24 protein-coding genes are annotated in these 17146 nt (G+C 71.3%); 11 read left to right on the top strand and 13 right to left on the bottom strand.

The features are described 5' to 3' along the window. Positions 1-22: 22 nt before the first annotated feature. Positions 23-799: a methyltransferase domain-containing protein gene (locus AB0M88_RS06950; RefSeq protein WP_364096585.1), complete on the top strand. Its 777-nt coding sequence runs from the start codon at positions 23-25 to the stop codon at positions 797-799. Beyond that, the gene (locus AB0M88_RS06945) at positions 796-1281 is read left to right on the top strand and encodes an AAA family ATPase (RefSeq protein WP_364096582.1); all 486 of its coding nucleotides are present in this window, start codon (positions 796-798) and stop codon (positions 1279-1281) included. The genes AB0M88_RS06950 and AB0M88_RS06945 overlap by 4 nt, the downstream gene beginning before the upstream one ends. Here AB0M88_RS06945 and AB0M88_RS06940 read toward each other — a convergent pair. Continuing rightward, positions 1265-2248, bottom strand: coding sequence for a hypothetical protein (locus AB0M88_RS06940; protein ID WP_364096579.1), 984 nt, complete (start codon positions 2246-2248; stop codon positions 1265-1267). The two genes, AB0M88_RS06945 and AB0M88_RS06940, sit on opposite strands and share 17 nt — an antisense overlap. Then, on the bottom strand, positions 2245-2595 hold the full coding sequence (locus AB0M88_RS06935; protein WP_364096576.1) for a GntR family transcriptional regulator: 351 nt from the start codon (positions 2593-2595) through the stop codon (positions 2245-2247). Before AB0M88_RS06935 ends, AB0M88_RS06940 begins: the two co-directional genes overlap by 4 nt. 46 nt (positions 2596-2641) lie before the next feature. Between AB0M88_RS06935 and AB0M88_RS06930 the strand changes: the two genes are divergently transcribed. The 4 genes from AB0M88_RS06930 to AB0M88_RS06915 all read left to right on the top strand — a co-directional run bounded on the left by AB0M88_RS06930 (position 2642) and on the right by AB0M88_RS06915 (position 5234). After that, the gene (locus AB0M88_RS06930; protein WP_364096574.1) at positions 2642-3250 is read left to right on the top strand and encodes a DUF1214 domain-containing protein; all 609 of its coding nucleotides are present in this window, start codon (positions 2642-2644) and stop codon (positions 3248-3250) included. Then, positions 3247-3927 carry a DUF1254 domain-containing protein gene (locus AB0M88_RS06925; protein ID WP_364096571.1) on the top strand — a complete coding sequence of 227 codons (681 nt, stop codon included), beginning with the start codon at positions 3247-3249 and terminating at the stop codon, positions 3925-3927. The genes AB0M88_RS06930 and AB0M88_RS06925 overlap by 4 nt, the downstream gene beginning before the upstream one ends. 349 nt (positions 3928-4276) lie before the next feature. Continuing rightward, a complete protein-coding gene (locus tag AB0M88_RS06920; RefSeq protein ID WP_364096568.1) occupies positions 4277-4570 on the top strand; it encodes a hypothetical protein in 294 nt (97 codons plus the stop codon). A gap of 349 nt (positions 4571-4919) precedes the next feature. Beyond that, positions 4920-5234: a hypothetical protein gene (locus tag AB0M88_RS06915; protein WP_364096565.1), complete on the top strand. Its 315-nt coding sequence runs from the start codon at positions 4920-4922 to the stop codon at positions 5232-5234. A 50-nt stretch (positions 5235-5284) separates the two neighbouring features. On the opposite strand, the gene AB0M88_RS06910 is transcribed toward AB0M88_RS06915, so the two are convergent. Further along, entirely contained in the window at positions 5285-6031 is a 747-nt protein-coding gene (locus tag AB0M88_RS06910; RefSeq protein WP_364096562.1) for an ABC transporter permease, read from the bottom strand. Between the two features lies 1 nt (position 6032). Further along, a complete protein-coding gene (locus tag AB0M88_RS06905) occupies positions 6033-6839 on the bottom strand; it encodes an ABC transporter ATP-binding protein (RefSeq protein WP_364096559.1) in 807 nt (268 codons plus the stop codon). A gap of 55 nt (positions 6840-6894) precedes the next feature. On the opposite strand from AB0M88_RS06905, the gene AB0M88_RS06900 reads away from it, so the two are divergent. Continuing rightward, positions 6895-7527, top strand: a complete 633-nt coding sequence (locus AB0M88_RS06900) for a TetR/AcrR family transcriptional regulator (RefSeq protein ID WP_364096556.1) — start codon at positions 6895-6897, stop codon at positions 7525-7527. 57 nt (positions 7528-7584) lie between these two features. Here the strand turns inward: AB0M88_RS06900 and AB0M88_RS06895 are convergent, their stop codons facing one another. Both AB0M88_RS06895 and AB0M88_RS06890 read right to left on the bottom strand, forming a co-directional pair. Further along, positions 7585-8835, bottom strand: coding sequence for an erythromycin esterase family protein (locus AB0M88_RS06895; RefSeq protein ID WP_364096553.1), 1251 nt, complete (start codon positions 8833-8835; stop codon positions 7585-7587). A gap of 119 nt (positions 8836-8954) precedes the next feature. Further along, positions 8955-10238: a beta-ketoacyl-ACP synthase II gene (locus AB0M88_RS06890; protein ID WP_364096550.1), complete on the bottom strand. Its 1284-nt coding sequence runs from the start codon at positions 10236-10238 to the stop codon at positions 8955-8957. An 81-nt stretch (positions 10239-10319) separates the two neighbouring features. Here AB0M88_RS06890 and AB0M88_RS06885 point away from each other — a divergent pair, with 81 nt between their 5' ends. Then, on the top strand, positions 10320-10667 hold the full coding sequence (locus tag AB0M88_RS06885; protein WP_364096547.1) for a hypothetical protein: 348 nt from the start codon (positions 10320-10322) through the stop codon (positions 10665-10667). Between the two features lie 113 nt (positions 10668-10780). Continuing rightward, complete coding sequence (locus tag AB0M88_RS06880; RefSeq protein WP_364096544.1) at positions 10781-11101, top strand: hypothetical protein; 321 nt, start codon at positions 10781-10783, stop codon at positions 11099-11101. 47 nt (positions 11102-11148) lie between these two features. On the opposite strand, the gene AB0M88_RS06875 is transcribed toward AB0M88_RS06880, so the two are convergent. Both AB0M88_RS06875 and AB0M88_RS06870 read right to left on the bottom strand, forming a co-directional pair. After that, the gene (locus AB0M88_RS06875) at positions 11149-11559 is read right to left on the bottom strand and encodes a GNAT family N-acetyltransferase (protein ID WP_364096541.1); all 411 of its coding nucleotides are present in this window, start codon (positions 11557-11559) and stop codon (positions 11149-11151) included. After that, positions 11556-11966 carry an NUDIX domain-containing protein gene (locus AB0M88_RS06870; protein ID WP_364096538.1) on the bottom strand — a complete coding sequence of 137 codons (411 nt, stop codon included), beginning with the start codon at positions 11964-11966 and terminating at the stop codon, positions 11556-11558. Before AB0M88_RS06870 ends, AB0M88_RS06875 begins: the two co-directional genes overlap by 4 nt. A 103-nt stretch (positions 11967-12069) precedes the next feature. Here AB0M88_RS06870 and AB0M88_RS06865 point away from each other — a divergent pair, with 103 nt between their 5' ends. Beyond that, positions 12070-13209, top strand: a complete 1140-nt coding sequence (locus tag AB0M88_RS06865) for a serine hydrolase domain-containing protein (protein ID WP_364096535.1) — start codon at positions 12070-12072, stop codon at positions 13207-13209. A gap of 57 nt (positions 13210-13266) precedes the next feature. After that, on the top strand, positions 13267-13782 hold the full coding sequence (locus AB0M88_RS06860; protein WP_364096532.1) for a hypothetical protein: 516 nt from the start codon (positions 13267-13269) through the stop codon (positions 13780-13782). Positions 13783-13867: 85 nt separating this feature from the next. Here AB0M88_RS06860 and AB0M88_RS06855 read toward each other — a convergent pair whose 3' ends face one another. The 5 genes from AB0M88_RS06855 to folE form a co-directional block, all read right to left on the bottom strand. Beyond that, the gene (locus AB0M88_RS06855) at positions 13868-14344 is read right to left on the bottom strand and encodes a hypothetical protein (protein ID WP_364096529.1); all 477 of its coding nucleotides are present in this window, start codon (positions 14342-14344) and stop codon (positions 13868-13870) included. A gap of 72 nt (positions 14345-14416) precedes the next feature. Next, positions 14417-15037: a hypothetical protein gene (locus AB0M88_RS06850; protein ID WP_364096526.1), complete on the bottom strand. Its 621-nt coding sequence runs from the start codon at positions 15035-15037 to the stop codon at positions 14417-14419. A 42-nt stretch (positions 15038-15079) separates the two neighbouring features. Continuing rightward, positions 15080-15268: a hypothetical protein gene (locus AB0M88_RS06845; protein ID WP_364096519.1), complete on the bottom strand. Its 189-nt coding sequence runs from the start codon at positions 15266-15268 to the stop codon at positions 15080-15082. Next, positions 15265-16485 (bottom strand): FAD-dependent oxidoreductase, encoded by a 1221-nt coding sequence (locus tag AB0M88_RS06840; protein ID WP_364096516.1) that lies wholly within the window; start codon positions 16483-16485, stop codon positions 15265-15267. The genes AB0M88_RS06845 and AB0M88_RS06840 overlap by 4 nt, the downstream gene beginning before the upstream one ends. A gap of 16 nt (positions 16486-16501) precedes the next feature. Continuing rightward, positions 16502-17098, bottom strand: a complete 597-nt coding sequence (gene folE / locus AB0M88_RS06835; protein WP_364096513.1) for a GTP cyclohydrolase I FolE — start codon at positions 17096-17098, stop codon at positions 16502-16504. Positions 17099-17146: the final 48 nt, after the last annotated feature.

Below are 17146 nucleotides of genomic sequence, written 5' to 3'. Positions count from 1 at the left end.
GCTGATGGGAGATGCTGATCCAATGAGCGAGTCGATTGTGGACGTCTTCGACCAGGCTTCCGGCAGCTATGACAGCGTCGGAGTCGATTTCTTCACGCCGATGGGAGCCGCGCTGGTCGAGGCGGCCCTCTTGAAGCCCGGCGAAACGGTGCTCGATGTCGGCTGCGGGCGAGGCGCGGTTCTCTTTCCGGCGGCGGCCGCGGTCGGACCGACCGGAGCGGTGACGGGCATCGATCTGGCGCCCGGAATGGTGTCGCGCACGGCAGCCCAGGCGGCGCCCATTCCCTGGGTATCGGTGCGGCTCGGCGACGCACAGGCGCCGGACTTTCCCGACGGCACGTTCGACGCCGTCACGGCGGGACTCGTGCTGTTCTTCCTGGCCGATCCGAAAGCCGCGCTCACCGCGTACCGGAAGCTTCTGAGGCCCGGGGGCCGCCTGGCTTTCACCAGTTTCGCGGAGCATGACCCGCGATATCCCGAGGCTTTGAAGATTTTGGCGCGGCACGCCGAAGGCGCGCCGCCGCCGCGCCGCAACGACGACCTTTTCCAAACCGCCTCATCGGTGACGGCAGCCTTGCGGGAGGCGGGCTTTGCGACGATTTCCGTACGCGACGTGACCGTCGACACCAGCTTCCGCGACGCCGGACAACTCTTCGACTGGGTCGGATCGCACGCCGGCCGGCAATTGGTCCAGCACATTCCGGCCGCCGGCCGCCCGGCCGCGATCGCCGAAGTGGCGGAAGCGATGGGCGCGCCGATCACCTTCCACACCCAGTTGCGAATCGTGCTGGCCTCGTGACCCTGATCGTCGTCAGCGGCCCGCCCGGCTCCGGCAAGAGCACCCTGGCCGGCCTGCTGTCCCAGTCGCTGGGCTGCCCGCTGATCAGCCGGGACGAGATCCGCGAGGGCGTCGTCCACGCCGGCACCCCCGACCCCGACATGCGCCACACCTACCGGGTCTTCACCGACACCGTGACGACTCTGGCCCTGGCCGGCGTCACCGTGGTCGCCGAGGCCGCCTTCCAGGATCACCTGTGGCGCCCGATTCTGGCGCCGCTGCTCCCCCGTGTTCCGGCCCGGGTGATCCGCTGCCAGGTCACCACGGTGACCGCCGGGGCCCGGATCGCGGCCCGGGCCGCCGCCGGCCGGGCCGCCCACCAGGGCAATCCGGTCGCGGCTGACGCCTGGATCCCGATCACCCTGGAGGTCCCGACCCTCACCGTCGACACCACCGACAGCTACGACCCCTCCGTGGCGGCGATCGTCACGTTCGCTTCGTGACGTAGGTCTCGAGGACCGCGGCCGCCGTGCCGGCGTCGTCGACCGTGACGACGATCGAGCGGCCGTCGCGGCGTACGACCTCGAGACCCGCCCCGCGGTGGGTGACGATGCCCCACCGGCCCCGATGGCTCGGGCCGATCACCCATCGGATTCCCCAGCCGCCGAAGTCGGCCATGGGATCGACCTGGACGACTCCCGCTTTCGCGAGGGACCCGGCCGGGACGCTGAGCCGCGGCCAGCCGAGCGCCGATCGGACGATGAATCCGCGCGGTCCCGCGGTGACGACGAACTGCGCCGTGGCCAGGAGCACCACGAGCAGGAGCACCGGCGAGAGGAAGATCGGCCAGATCTTCCCGCCGACGGTGAGAAGCAGGAACACGCCGAACACGATGAGCGCCGCGGCCACGGCGGCGATGAGGGAGACGAACCAGGCGGGCAGGTCGACCTTCCCGGTCCATCCCGCCACCTCGCCCGGCCGGATCGGCAGCATGTCGGCGGCCTCGACACCCTGGCTCGCCGACGCCTCGCGTGGCAGCAGCCACCAGGTGAGGAGCGCGGCGGCGACCGCGAGGAGGACGCCGCCGCCGAGCGGCAGGGCCGGAGCGAGCCGCGAGTCGTTGAGCACCACCGAGCCGACGCCCATGCCGACGGCGTGGAAGACGGTGACCCCCATCGCGATGGCCGGCATCCAGGCGTTCGTCCCCGCCATCCGCGTCGCGCGGGCGATGAAGAAGCCGATGAACGCGATGACCGGGAACCCGATCGCGGCGACGAGGACCGCGTACGTCCACCACGGCCCGGTCCGGTCGGAACCGGCGCCCCAGTGGACGATGAGCCGCGGGCTGCCCGTGGCGCCCACGCCGATGATCACCGCTTCGGAGGCGACGACGATCGCCAGCGGTGCCCAGATCGCGGCGACGAGCGCGGCCCGCCGGGCGGTGGCGTGGTCGACGATGCGACCGGTCATGATTCGTATTCCTCTCGGACGAGGGCCAGCAGGGTGCCGATCGGGATTCCCGCGCTCTTGGCCTCCGCGGCGGCCCGTGCGACCGCCTCGCGGACCCGGTCGGCGGTCGGCGCGCCGACGACGACGGCGCCGCGGCCCCGGCGCAGTTCGATCTGGCCCTGGTCGCGGAGTGCCTGATAGGCGCGCAGGACCGTGTGGACGTTCACCCCGAGGGAATCCGCCAGGTCCCTCGCCGCCGGCAGGCGCGCGCCGGTCGCGATCGTCCCGGTCGCGATCTGGGTGGCGATCGACGCTTCGATCTGGGCGAACACGGGAGTCGTCGCCGTCGGGTCGATCAGCACGAACATATAGTTATTCTAGTTCAGATAGAACAATCATGCTATGAAGATGGGCATGAGTCTCAACGTGAGCGGCGTCCTCGCCTGGGTGGCGGGTTCCGGCGCCGTGCAAGGCCTGATCATCGGTGCCACCTTCGCGTACCTGACGACGGTCCTGATCCTGGATGCCGTGGCGAGAGCCGAGACGACGACCGTCCACGGCTGGAGCGCGATCCGCAGGGTCGGTCAGCCCGGAAACGGAGTGCTGGTGCGGGCCGCGCTGCAGAAGGCCCTGCCGGTCGTCAACGTGTTCGAAGAAGCCGCCTACTGGACCGCGACCAGAGATGGATCGGGAAAGCGGCTCAGTGGCGAGCACGCCTACCGTCTTCACTTCCCGGCCGGTCAGCTTCCACCCGGCGACGCCTTCTGGTCGCTCACCGCAACGGACACCGTCGGCTACCTGGTCACCGGCCCGACGGGCCGGTCGAGCGTGGACGACCACTCCGGTCTGGTGAAGAACGCCGACGGCTCGGTCGACGTACTGCTGCAGTCGCGGCAACCGCCCGGCGCGGCACCGAACTGGCTGGCGACGCCGCCGGGTCGCTTCAAGCTCATGCTCCGGGCCTATCTGCCCGTCGCGGACGCCGACTACGAGGTTCCGCCCGTGGTCGAGGTGCGGTCATGAACCGCCTGATCCTGAAACACGGCCGGCCGGTCACGGTCGTCATCCTGGCGGTCTTCGCGTGGGTCGTCTACACCCGGATCGCCGGCCGGGGCGTCATCCCGCTCGCCACCACGGCGGTGATCGTATGGGTGCTCGGAACGTTCGCCTTCATCTACTTCTGGCCGTGGATCACGGTCAACGGCTTCCGGCGCATATTCGTCCATCACGGGCTGGGCGGCGGCCCGATCCCGGTGAACACGCTTTACGCCGTGCCGGACAGCCCCTCGGAGGCGGCGTCGACCAGCAGCGTCATCGCGACCGGCACCGATAACCTCCTCTACCTCGGCGGCTGGCTGGACGTGAAGGCCGGGCCGCGGGTGCTGCACGTGCCCGAGATGAACGGCCGTTATTACAGCGTGCAGTTCACCGACCGGGCCAGCGGCGCCAACTTCGCCTACGTCGGCAAACGGACCACCGGAACGGCCACCGGCGATTTCCTCCTCTGCGAACCGGAGTGGACCGGCGACACGCCGGAGGGCATGACCCGGATCGAGGTGCCGCACCGCGCCGCCCTGCTCGTCGGCCGGGTGTTCGTCGCCGACGAGGACGACCGGCGCGCGGCCTACGCACTCGCGAAGCAGATCCAGCTCACGCCGCTGAAACCCGAGCACGAACGGCAGCGCGGCCGATCAGCGTGACGGGCCCCGGCCAGCCGCTCGGCTGGGCCAGGACGGTGTTCCAGGTGCCGTTGCGCTGCCGGCGGCGGAACAAGGCCGTCGACGGTCGGCCCGGACGGATAGTCCGCTGGAATGTGCGGATCCGTTCGCGTCCGCGGCGTTGGGCGGCCGGGACGTGGGGTGGCGGGCGTTGGCATTGGCATTGGTGCAGGTCGGATCGGACGGCGTCCGGCCGCTTCGCCCGGATCGACCTGAGGGTGACGAAGGTGTTCGCGGCTGACGCCCCCGGGGCACTAAATCGTTGACCGGCAATTCGGTGCTGTTGGCGACACGTACGGCCCGGTTCGTGACGTGAAGACGAAGAGTGTCCATGATCGGCGTTGCTTACCCGAACATCAGACCTCACAAGGAAGCCGTGTTGGACGCCGACCTGGACACTCTTCTGATCGCACTGTACGTGGAACTCGACGACCGGATCATCGCGGCCTCACGCCCGGCACGGGCCCGTCGTGGTCCCGGCCGCCCACCACTGGTCACGGACGCGGAACTGCTGTGCCTGGCCGTGGCACAGGTCCTGCTGCGCTACAACGACGAGCACCACTGGCTCCGCGCCGCCCCCAGCCCGGGTCGGACACCTGTTCCCGCGGCTGCTGCGCCAGAGTGAGTACAACCAGCGGCTCTGAAACACCGCGTCACTGCTGGAAGCGGCCCTGCGCTGGCTCGCCGCCGTGACGCCGGGCAGCGCCGAAACGCTGCGGCTGATGGACGCCACCCCGATCGGGTGCGGGCAGTCGAAGACCACCACGCAGCGCTCGGACCTGTTCGGTTAGGCCGGCGACGGCTACGAATCAGCCCACTCCCGCTGGTACCGGGGCGCCAAACTACTGCTGATCACGACCCCGGACGGCACGGTCACCGGGTTCAGTCTGGCCAACCCGAAACTGGCCGGCGAACGCGAACAGACCCGCCAGACCCTGACCCACCGGCCGGTCAACCGGCCCTGCCCCGACAGCGTGATCGTCACCGACAAAGGCCTTTCCGGCGCCGACGTCGAGGACTTCTTCGCCGACCTGGACCCCACCCTGCTCCGCCCCGCCCGCCGGGACGAGAAAACCCCACGCCCGTTCCCGAACTGGCTACATCAACGCACCGAAGCGATCATCTGGACCCTGAAAAACCAGCTCGGCCTCGAACACCACAACGCCCGCGTACCCACCAGCCTCTGGACCCGAGTCCTGCAACGCCTCCTCGCCCTCAACACCATGATCTGGCACACCTGGACCATCGGCGCACCGATCAAACGATCACTGATCGCCTACGACCACTGACACCACCACCAGCACACAATTTCCGGTCAACGATCTAGCGGGGGCGGGGGCTAAAGCAGGGTGGCGCGGCCCCAGCCGCGGGACAGGCGCCAGCCGGCCAGCAGGGCTGCGGCGAGGCCGATCGCGAGCAGGACCGCTGCTGGGAGCAGGGTGGCGGTGAGGTCGCCGCGGAGGGCGGACCGGAGCATTTTCAGACCCCAGTAGCCCGGGGAGAGCGGGGCCAGCGGGCGGAGCCAGGCCGGGAACAGGGAGAGCGGGACCAGCGCGCCGCCCAGGGTCGTGACCAGCAGGGCGCCGAGGTCGCTGAGGACGGAGAGTTCGCCGTGGCTGCGGACCACGGTGGCCAGGGCGGTGCCGACCGCCAGCAGGACGGCGCCCCACACCGCCACCGAGACGGCGAGCAGCCAGAGCGGGCCCGCCGGGTGGACGCCGATCACCGCGGCGGCGAAGAACAGCAGGGTGAACTGCTGGAACAGGAGCACCGCGTAGACCGGGAGGGCCTTGCCCAGCAGCAGCTCGGGGGTGGTGGCCGGGGTGGAGCGGAGGCGGTCCCAGGTGTGCCACGAGCGTTCGGTCAGGGTGGAGTTGCCGACGATGCTGAGGGCGAGGACCGAGAACATGATGAGCAGGCCGGTGGCGATCTGGGTGGCGCCGCCGGGGATGGCTCGTTCGTAGATCGGCTTGAAGACCGGCATCAGGACCATCGGCATGATCAGGTAGCTCACGAGCTGGCCTGGGTCGCGCCGGCGCAGGAGCAGGTTGTGGCGGGCCAGGGTGGCGATGCGGTAGGCCTTCATGTCAGGCCGCCAGGGACTGGTAGAGGTCGTCGAGGGACGGCTTGCGCAGGTCGATCTCCTCGATCGGGCCCGGGGTCGCCTCCAGCAGCGTGACCAGGGCCGCGGCCGGGTCGCAGGTGCGCACGCGGACCTCGTCGCAGCCGGCGGCGCGGAGGCGGACTTCGCCCGGCAGGTCGCCGAGCAGGTCGGCCGCCGAGCCGCGGGCGATGACGCGGCCCCGGCGGGCCACCGCCAGGGTGGCCTCCAGCTCGACCAGTTCGGGCAGGTAGTGGGTCGTGTAGAGGACGGCCGCGCCGTCGAGCGCCCGGCGGCGGAGGGTGGCCAGGAGCGAGCGGCGGGTCGGCGGGTCGGCGCCGGCGGTCGGCTCGTCCATCAGGATCAGGCCGGGGCGGTGGAGCAGGGCGGTCGCGGCCTGGACGCGGCGCTGCTGGCCGCCGGAGAGCAGGCCGGCCCGCCGATCCAGGAAGTCGCCGAGGGCGAGCGAGTCGATCACCTCGTCGATGGCCGAGGCGAGGGCGCGGCGGCGCAGGCCGGCCAGGCGGCCGAACAGGCGCAGGTGCTCGCGGGCGGTCACCGCCGGATAGAGCGCGATCTGCTGGGGTGCCACGCCGAGGTCACCGCGGCCGGCGATCGTGACCGTGCCGGCGTCGGGGCGGACCAGCCCGCACACCACGTCGACGAAGGTCGACTTGCCGGCGCCGTTGTGGCCGATCAGGCCCGTGACCTCACCCGCGGCCACGGTGAGGGTGAATCCGTCCAGGGCGCGCACGGCGCCGTACCGCTTGGTCAGATCGACTACCTCGAGCATGATCTCCTCCTTGGTCTACACCGTAGACTGACGGTCTACACCGTAGACTGCTCCGGTGCGGAAACTCAAGGACTCCCGGCGGCCGGAGATTCTCGGAGCGGCGCTCGCGCTGGCCGACGAGCGCGGGCTGGCCGCGGTCTCGATGCGGGCGGTGGCCCAGCGGCTCGGGCTCACCCCGATGGCGCTCTACGGCTACTTCCGCAACAAGGAGGAACTGCTCGACGGCGTACTCGGGCAGATGCTGTCCGAGGTCGAGCTCCCGGCCGACGGCATCGGGTGGCGGGAGGCGCTGGAACGCCTCGCTTACGGCGTACGGGAAATCGGCGCAAGCCATCCGGCGGCGTTCCCGCTCCTCCTGGCCCGGCCCGCGGTGAGCCCGGCGGCTCTTCGCCTCGTCGAGGCGGTCTATCGGCTGCTGCTGGCGGCCGGGGTGCCGCCGCAAGAGGTGCCGCGGCTGGAACGGATGCTCGGCACGTTCGTCCTCGGGCACGTCACGTCGGAGGTCAGCGGGCGTTTCGGGGCCGGCACGCTCGATCCGGCCGAACGGCGGGCGCAGTTCGAGACCGGTGACCTGCCGGGGCACGAGGCGGTGGCCGGCTATCTGGACCACTACCCGGACGCCGGCGCCGAGTTCCGGGCCAACCTGGACGACGTGATGACGCTGGTCGAACGGGCGGTCGCGCGGTGAGCGGGCGGTCAACGACGCGCGCCGGGCGGCGATCCCGGCCCGGCACGGGACCGTCGATCAGACGCCGCTCGGGTAGGTCTCGGGCTCGCGGCGGTCGACCTTGAGGGTGTGCAGCGGGCGTACGGCGTGGGTCTCGTCGAGCCAGACGAACGCGTCGTAACGGTCGCCGAGCACCGTCGGGACGTAGTTGCCCCAGCTGTCGCGCTCGGGGCGGTAGACGACGCCGATCGCGCGGTGGCCGATCTCGTCGACCAGCAGGTCCGGGCGCCGGCCCACGGGCGGGAAGACGAAAAGGGCGTTCTCCGGCGCCTTCTCGTGCAGGACGTCCTCCAGCGAACCGCGCCGGGCCGCCGGGGCACCCATCAGCTCCATCGGGGCACCCCAGTCGCGGCCGGCCACGACGGTGCCGTGGTGGGAGCCGAAGCCGATCAGGAACACGTTTTCCGGGCCGTACCGTTCCCGGGCCAATTCGCCCAGGGTGACCTCGCCGTGGCGAGCCTGGTCGGTGGCCCTCGCGTCGCCGACGTGGGTGTTGTGGGCCCAGACGACGGCTTTGGCGTCGTCTCCGTAACTCCTCATGAGACGGTCGAGGGTCTCGTCGAAGTGGCGGTCGCGGACGTTCCACGACGCGGGGCCGCCCTGGATCATCGTGCGGTAGTAGCGCTCGGCGCCGGCCACTACCTCGGCGTTCTGCCAGGCCGGGAGTTTCCGGCCGCGCATCTCGACCAGCATGCGGACGACCGCGTCCTCGCAGTTGTGGTCGGCGAAGCGGGTGGCGTAGGCGTAGGCGTTCGGGTCCTCGTGGAAGGGTTCGAGGCAGTGGTACGCCTCGAGTGCCGCGGGGACTCCTTCCGGGTCGTGTTCCCGTAGCCACACCAGCACCTCGTGGAGGGATTCCCACAGGGAGTAGAGGTCGAGGCCGTGGAAGCCGACGTTTCCTCGTTTCCCGGTATTGACATGGGCAAGCCACCTCGTGAAGTCGACGACCTCCTCGTTGGCCCACATCCAGGTCGGCCAGCGTTCATAGGCGAGCAGCGCCGCCCGCGGGTCGTCGGGCGCGCCCGGCTCGCCCCGCACGGCGGCGTCGACCCGGGCGCAGTCCGGCCAGTCCCCCTCGACCGCCACCAGGTCGAAGCCGCACTCGGCGATCAGCCGCCGGGTCAGCGCGTCCCGCCACGTGTAGAACTCGTGAGTTCCGTGGCTGGCCTCCCCGATCAGCACGACCCGGGCACGGGCGGCCCGGTCGAGCAGGACGTCGAGATCCCCCTCGTCGCGCAGCGGGCGGGCGATCGCCGCGATGTCGGTCATGACAGAGGCCTACCCGGTGGTTTGCGGCGTATACGTCCGACTTATGGGGTTTGCCTGAGCCGCGGTGAGCATGGAAGACGGAGGGGTCGTAGCTGTAGCTCATGCGTGCACGTTTCGTGCTATTTGTCTGCTGTGAACACCGCCACGCAGTTCTGTCCCCCGAAGCCGAACGCGTGGGCGGCAGCCGCCCGCACCGGCATCTCGCGGGCCACGTTCGGCACATAGTCGAGATCGCAATCCGGGTCGGGGGTCGTCAGGTTGATCGTCGGCGGCACCTCGGCGTCGCGGATCGCGAGCACGGCGGCCATCGCGCCGAGGGCGCCGGCCGCGCCGATCAGATGCCCGGCCATCGACTTCGGGCTGCTCACGGCGATATTCGCCGCGCTTTCGCCGTACGCGTGGTGGATCGCCATCGTCTCGGTGCGGTCGTTGGCCTTCGTGCTCGTCCCGTGCGCGCAGATGTAGTCGATCTCGGACGGGTCGACGCCGGCGTTGGCCAGCGCCCGGGTGATCGCCCGAGTGGCGTGGGTGCCCTCGGGCGAGGGTGCGCTGACGTGGAAGGCGTCCGAGGTCAGCGCGCCACCGGCCATCACGGCGTAGACCCGGGCGTTGCGCCGCTCGGCGTGGCTTCGCGACTCCAGCACCATGATCACGGAGCCCTCACCGAACAGGAACCCGTCCCGGTCGGCGTCGAACGGCCGGCTGGCCGCGGCCGGGTCGTCGTTGCGCTTCGACAGGGCTCCCATCACCGAGAGTCCGGACATCAGGCTCTCGGTGACACCGGCGTCGGTGCCCCCGCAGACGACGACGTCGGCCTCACCCGAGCGGATCAGGCGGGCCGCCTCGACCAGGGCGTAGTTGCCGCTCGCGCAGGCCAGCGCCGAGGCGGTGACCGGGCCGTGCACGCCCAGGTCGATCGCGACCTCGCAGGCCGGCATGTTGGTCAGCGACGAGGCCACGAAGTAGGGCCCCGGGCGGCGCTCGTGCAGGATCAGCGAGGCCGCCTCGATCGTGTCGAAGCCGGCCACCCCGGCATTGATGACGACACCCGTACGGTCGGGGTCGAGCGTGACGCCGGTCCCACCCTCCGGCGGCGGACTGGGCACGGCACCGCCCGCGTCGGCCGTGGCAGCCAGGCCCGCGTCGGCGATCGCCTCGCGGGCGGCGGAAATGGCGAACTGGGTGAAGCGGGCGGAGCGGCGCAGGCGTTTGCCCTCCAGGACGGTCGCCGGGTCGAACCCCTTCACCTCGGCGGCGAACTTCGTCGGCAGCCGCGACGCGTCGAAGGCGGTGATCGGGCCGGCCCCGGAACGGCCGGCCAGCAGCGCGGCCCAGGTGCTCTCCCGGTCGAGCCCGAGCGGCGTCACCGCCCCGATGCCCGTAATCACGACACTCTCGGCCATCGGCGACGCCTCCCACCAGTGGATCTTCGTCCTTCACCCTAGACCCGAAGCTTGCATGGGCAATAGTGACGGCGGCAACCATTGGTTTCTGCTCCTCTACGAAGCCGCCGGCGCCTGGCCGACCCGGTGCTGGAGCATCCGTTCCCGCACGGGATGAGCCCCGCCCGCGCCCAGCGGCTGGCCGACTACCGGGGCGAGGCGCTGGGCGGGCCGGCGGTGTATTCGTCGCGGTACGGCGGCCAGCTGGTCAGAGCGGGACTGTGGGAAGGCAGCACGGCGGACAGGTCGTCGGACGTGATCGGTGACCTGACCGTGTGCGGCCGGCCGGTCTATCCACCATCGAGCCTGCGCGGAAACCTTTTGCTGATCACGGTGGCCGCTGCTAGCTTTCCGGGGCCGTGCAAGAGACTGAGGAGGTGGTACCCGTGAACGTTTCGACATGGGTGCTCCCCTTCGGGGTCACGGTCGGGCGATAGGTCGCCCGGGAGCGCCGTTCGCGAGCACTCGTCCTGCTCGGCCATCCCGCGCTCGGATTGCGCAAGATGTATCCCCGTCTGGCGGCTCGGGCCCGGCGCTGCGCGGCGGAGGGCTTCGCCGCGGCCACCATCGAGCTTCCCGGCAGCGGTGACCGGCCCCGCTGGGCCGCCGCCGAGCAGGCCCGAGCCGACCTACGCCGGGCGCTGGAGGCAGGCAAGCCGGTCAGCGACGAGATCATCGACGCCCTCGTCCTCCCGCTCGTCGACAGGGCGGTCCCGGAATGGCGGGCCGCCCTGGACGCCCTGCTATCGCTGCCGGAAACCGGCGGCCCGGTCGGATACTCGGGGGGAGTGATTTGCGCTGATGCCGTGACAACGAGGATTTGAGAGGTGTTGGGGTCAGGCTGCCCGGGCGGCAGGTTGGCCCCAGCCGCTCAGGTGAGGTCGATCAGGCCGGCTCGGGTGGGGCGAAAGCCGTTGCGGTCGAGGTAGAAGTCGGTCAGGTGGTCCTCGAAGTCGACGTGGAGCCAGTCGCAGCCGGCGTTGCGGGCCTCGGCGGTGGCCGCGGCGACCAGGGCGCTGCCGATGCCCCGGCCCTGGGCGGACGGGTCGACCATGGTGTCGAGGATGAACGCGTGGGCGCCGCCGTCCCAGGCGACCTGGACGAAACCGACCAGTGCTCCCCCGTCGAACGCGCCGATCCAGGTCAGGGCGTGGTTGCGGAGGCGGGTCGCCCACGGGTCGGCGTCGGCCGGGGCGGGGTCGCCGCCGCCGAAGGCGCGGGCGTGCAGGGCGCTGAGGGCGATGTCGTCGACCGGGAAGCGGACCGCCAGCTCGACGGTCACGACGGGCGGGCCAGGGCGAGCGTCGCCGGGAGCTGGGAGTGGAGCGGGGACGGCAGGCCGGACGGCGTGAACCAGCCGAGATCGTCGAACTTGTGGGGCTCGCCGATGCGGACGGCGGCCGGGTCGACGCGGACGGCGAAGATCACGGCCACCCAGTGGGAGGGCGGGTCGTCGCGGAGGACGTTGCGGACGCCGCGGAGGTCGATCGAGAGCGGGGCGGTCGAATATTCCTCGGTGACCTCGCGGGTGACGGCCTCCTCGAAGCTCTCGCCGAACTCGATCGCGCCGGCGCCGCAGTCCCAGGCTCCGGGCTCGTCGCGGGCGCCGGCCGAGCGGCGGGCGAGCAGGATGCGGCCGTGGCCGTCGTGGCAGACGAAGACGCAGGACACGTCGGGTTTCCGGGGCACGACGGAATTTTCGCAGCTCCCCGCGAGCCGGGCACCCGAATAAAGCGGGCGGAAGGGCGAGGCGGGGTCGCGCTACCGGACACAGTGGACGCAGACTGATTCGATGACGGTCTCTCCCCGTACGGTTGCTGTCGCTCTTGCCGCCGCGATCGCGGTGGCCGCCTCGCCCGGCCCGGCCCGCGCCGAGGCCGCGGCAGGCCTTCCCCCGCTCGATGGGGACAGACTCGCCGCCGCGATCGCCGGGTTGCCGAACGGCGAGGCGAGTGCGGCGTTGGTGCAGGTCAGAGGGTCGGCCGGCGAGTGGGCCGGCACCTCGGGAATCACCTCGCTGCACGATCCGGCGCCGCCGCGAGCGGACAGCCGGTTCCGGGTCGGGTCGATCACCAAGGTGTTCACGGCCGTCGTTGTGTTGCAGTTGGTGGCCGAGCACAGAATTGATCTCGAAAAGCCGGTCGAGTGCTATCTTCCGCGCGAGTTCCCGAAAGGCTATCCGGCCATTCCGGTTCGCGATCTGCTCGACTTCACGAGCGGGCTGAACAGCGTTTTCAACGTCGACACCAAGGATCCGGAATGGTTTCTGGAGCACCGGTTCGATCACGTGCCGCACGACGCGCACCTCGACACCTCGCGGTGGCCGAGTTTTGCGCCCGGGTCGGCGCAGCGGTACGCCGACATCGACTACCTGGTGCTCGGCCTGCTGGTGGAGCGGGTGACCGGGCACAGCTGGGCGTCCGAGGTGCACCGGCGAATCATCGACCCGCTGCATTTGGCCGGCACGAGCACGCCGGCCGACGATCCGCGAATTCCGGGGCCCCATGTGCACGGTTATGAGGCGGCCGATGAGGGCTGGATCGATATCAGCGCGGCGAATCCGTCGTTGCAATGGTCGGCCGCGTCGATGATTTCGACCGCGCCCGATCTGGACCGGGTGCTGGTGGCGCTGTTCGGCGGGCGGCTGCTGCCGCCGGCCGAGCTGGAGGAGATGTTCACGATTCCGGACGTGCCGGTGTTCGGGTCGGCGACGAAGCGGGCGGACATCGGGGCCCCGTTCACGCGGACGGTCCTCAACGGGGTCACGATCTGGGCGAAGAGCGGCGACCGGCCGGGCTACAACAACGCGATGGCGTCGACCGGTGACCTGTCCCGGCGGCTCGTCTATTCGGTGAATCCGCTTCACATGGGTGCCCCCGAATCGCCCGCCGTTTCCCGGGCCGTGGTCAACGCGACCTTCACCGGTCTCTGACCTGGCAGTTCATCGAGCCGCTTCTCGGTTCAACGACCGGGAGGAGTTGGCACAGCCATGCATGGCCGGGACATCGAGGGCACGCTGCTGGCGGCGGTGCCGCCGCCCTCGACGCCGCTGGGACCGTTCGTGGACAGCTTCGTCTCGTGGACGACCTGGACGGTGCCGGCCGGCCGCCGGGCCGCGTTCTGGGCCCCGGCGCTCCGGGCGGCCGGCGACACGCGGCCGGTGCGGGTGATCCTGCTCCGCGAGTTCCCGGTGACGGTCGCCCTCGAGGTGCTGCTCGGCCTCAGCGTGCTGATGGTCGCGCCGTTCCTGCACGGCTCGGCCCGCAACCAGGCCTTCCAGGCCGACGCCGCGAAGGTCGCGCCGGCCGGCACGAAGGCCGGGGACCTGCCCGAGGCGCCGCCGAAGACCGCGTCGGCCTCGACGAGGGTCTACGGCCCGGCCGAGACGGTTCTGGTCGTCGTCGTGATGGCGGGCGGCCACCGGGTCTCGGGCCGGCTGGCCCGGCGCCGGGTCGGCGCTTCCCATTCCTCCGGTACGCCGGAGCCGGCGCTCGCCGAAGCCTGACCAGCGGCCACTCCTGTGAGCCGGACAGTGGCTCAGGGGCTCGTGTCGCGCGCCGAGAATCCCGAGCGTCCCGGCGGGAACGGGCTCAGCTGGGGGTCGGGCGCGCGCTCACCCGCCCGGCCGTGATCCTGGCGTCGACGGCCCGGCAGTCCGGCAGGTGGGTGACCTGGAAGGTCGCGCCGGCCGTGCCGAGGTCGCGGAAGGTGATGGTGTAACACTCCTGGATGTCGTAGGCGCCGAGCAGTCCGCCGGTCCGTTCGCCGGCCTTGACCCAGAGCGCGGTGAGGGCGGTGCCGGAGCGTTCGGCGACGTAGTCGAGCGACCCGCGGTAGGACGGCTCCCGCAGGTCGGCGGCGGGCGGCCCGGCCGGGGTCGGGCTCGCCGCGACCACGCGGGCCGCGTACGCCTCGACGTGCTGCTCGATCTCGGCCCGCCTCTGGCTCGCGGCCTTTTCGGCGTTGTGGCTGGCCAGCGCGAACAGCAGGGGCGGCAGGAAGGCGACGGCGACCATGGCGGCGACCACCAGCGACAGCACCAGCACGACCGGGCGAAGTGCTCGCACGCCACTCTCCATCGGGATACGGCCGGGTGGCACCGCGACCGCGGCGCCGCCCGGCGAGGGTACAGCGACCGATCAGCAGGCGCCGGAGTCGGTGTCCAGCTCGGCGACGGCGCCGTTCGGGGCGTCGAGGCCGGTCGAGTCGGCCGCGGACACGCCGGTGGCCGAGTTCAGCGACAGGCCGACCCGGAAGGACAGGTCGACGTCGGTGGCGCAGTCCGACCACGGGTCGAAGTGCGAGCCACCGCCCTGGGCGAACGGGCCGACACTGCCGGCCGGCCACGTGGTGCGCTGGCCGTACCAGTTCGTGCCGTCGAGCGAGCTCTCGAAGAAGCGGCCGGCCGAGGTGCCGGCGGTCGTGGAGACCGAGCCGGTCAGCACGTACTGCGAGGCGCGCACCCGGGCCGGCTGGTCGAGCTGGAGGTGGACCTCGAGCACGCATTCGGTGGCGGTGGCCGAGCCGCCGGAGAGCAGCAGCGACGAGTCGGCGCCGGTCTGGGCCTGGACGGAGAGCGTGCCGTCGCCGAGCTGAACCGCCGGCTGGGCGCAGCCGTCACCCTGGGCCGACGTCAGGTCGGCCGAGAGGACGACCGAGGCGTCACCCGGGGCGGCGAGGGCGGGGGACGAAACGCCGGCGACGAGGCCGGTGGCGGCGGTCAGGGACAGCAGTACGGCACGCGGCCGAGAGATCCACATAGGAATGACACTATTCGAGCGGACTTCTTCCCGCCGCCCCGTTCAGTCCTCGCCGGCCGCGCGGTCCACATAGTCGAGGACCTCGCGGTCGGCGGTGACGATGCGGTCGACCTGCTCACCCGCGTCGCAGGTGAGCAGGGCGATCTCGACGTCGCCGGGGCGGCGCACGACGATACGCCAGGTGGCGCCGGAGTCCTCCCAGCGCCGCAGGCGGTCGAGGGCCTCGCTCATGAGAGCAGGCCGTCCAGCGGGACCTCCGGGTCGGCCAGGCGCGCCGCGTCGACCGTCGTGCCCTTGAGCCCGGCCCGGATCAGGTCCTGGATCTGATCGCTGACGTCCCAGACGTTGACGTTCATGCCGGCCAGCACCTTGCCGTCCTGGGTCCAGAACGCGATGAACTCGCGCCCGTCCAGGTCGCCGCGGATGACCACCTCGGGCTTGGCGTCGGCGGCGACCCAGCCCGCGTACTCCATGCCGAGGTCGTACTGGTCGGTGAAGAAGTAGGGCAGGAAGTCCTGCTCCGCGTCCTGGCCGAGCATCGACTTGGCGGCGACCGGGCCGCCGTTGAGCGCGTTGGCCCAGTGCTCGACGCGTACGCGGGTGTGCAGCAGCGGGTGATCGACCGCGGCGATGTCGCCGGCCGCGAAGATGTCGGGGTCGCTGGTGCGCAGGCGGGCGTCGACGAGCACGCCGTTGTCGACCGCGAGCCCGGCGTCGGTGGCCAGGCCGACGTTCGGCGCGACGCCGACGGCCAGGATCACCTCGTCGGCGTCGAGTTCCTCGCCGCCGGCCAGGCGTACGCGGTCGGCCGTGATCTCCTCGATCTGGGCGTCGAAGCGGAAGTCGACGCCGTGCTCCCGATGGATCTTCGCGAACACGGACGCCATCTGGTCGCCGAGCACGCGCTGCAGCGGCAGGGAGGCCGACTCGACGATCGTGACCTGGGCGCCGCGCTCGCGGGCGGCCGCGGCCACCTCGAGACCGATCCAGCCGGCGCCGATCACGACCAGCTTCGTGCCCTCGCGCACCTGCGCGGCGATGCGGTCGGAGTCGGGGTAGGTGCGCAGGGTCAGGGCCCGGTCGACGCCCTGCACCGGGATCGTGCGCGGGGAGGCGCCGGTCGCCAGCAGCAGCTTGTCGTAGCCGATGGTCTCGCCGTCGGCCGTACGGACGGTGTGGGCGGCCGGGTCGATCTCCGTGACGGTCACGCCCGTCCGCAACTCGACGTTGTTCTCGGCGTACCACGACTCGGGGTGGACGAACGGCTCGTCGCGGTCCGCGGTGCCGAGCAGCAGACCCTTGGAGAGCGGCGGACGCTCGTACGGTCGCTCGGTCTCCGACCCGATGAGCAGGATCCGGCCCTCGAAGCCCTCGCCCCGCAGGGTTTCGGCGGCCTTGGCGCCGGCGAGGCCGGCGCCGACGATGACGAACGTGCGGTCGGCAGTCATCTGGGAATACCCTCTCTCATTTCGGCCCGACCGCAGCCGCGGCCAGGAACTCGGCGCGAGAACGAGCGTCGTCGCGCAGAGTACCCAGCATCGTGCTGGTCACCGTGCGGGATCCGACGGCCTGCACGCCGCGCAACGTCATGCACATGTGCTCGGCCTCGATCACCACGCCCACGCCACGCGGGCGTAGGTGCAGGTCGAGCCAGTCGGCGATCTGCTTGGTCAGCCGCTCCTGCACCTGGGCCCGGTGGGCGAACAGCTCGACGACCCGGGCCAGCTTGGACAGGCCGAGGATGCGCTCGCCGGGCAGGTAGCCGACGTGGGCGACGCCGACGAACGGCAGCAGGTGATGCTCGCAGACCGAGCGGATCGGGATCGAGCGGGCTAGGACCAGCTCGTCGTAGCCCTCGTCGTTGTCGAACGTGGTCAGCGCGAAGTCGCGCGGGGTGAGCAGCTCGGCGTAGGCCCGCGCCATGCGGGCCGGCGTCTCGGCGAGGGACGCGGACGTGATGTCCAGCCCCAGCGCGGTGAGAAACGCGGCGGCCGCGCGCTCGGCCTCGCCGGGATCGCGAACGGCCTGCTCGTGGGTGATGCGCTCGGCCTGGATGGTCATCTCGGGCTCCTCCGGTCGGGTCCGACCCCGTCATCCTGCCCCGGAGAT

This window comes from Actinoplanes sp. NPDC051411 (assembly GCF_040682075.1).
In the GTDB taxonomy this organism is placed as follows: Bacteria; Actinomycetota; Actinomycetes; order Mycobacteriales; family Micromonosporaceae; genus Actinoplanes.
This window is presented reverse-complemented; position numbering and strand designations above follow the sequence as displayed.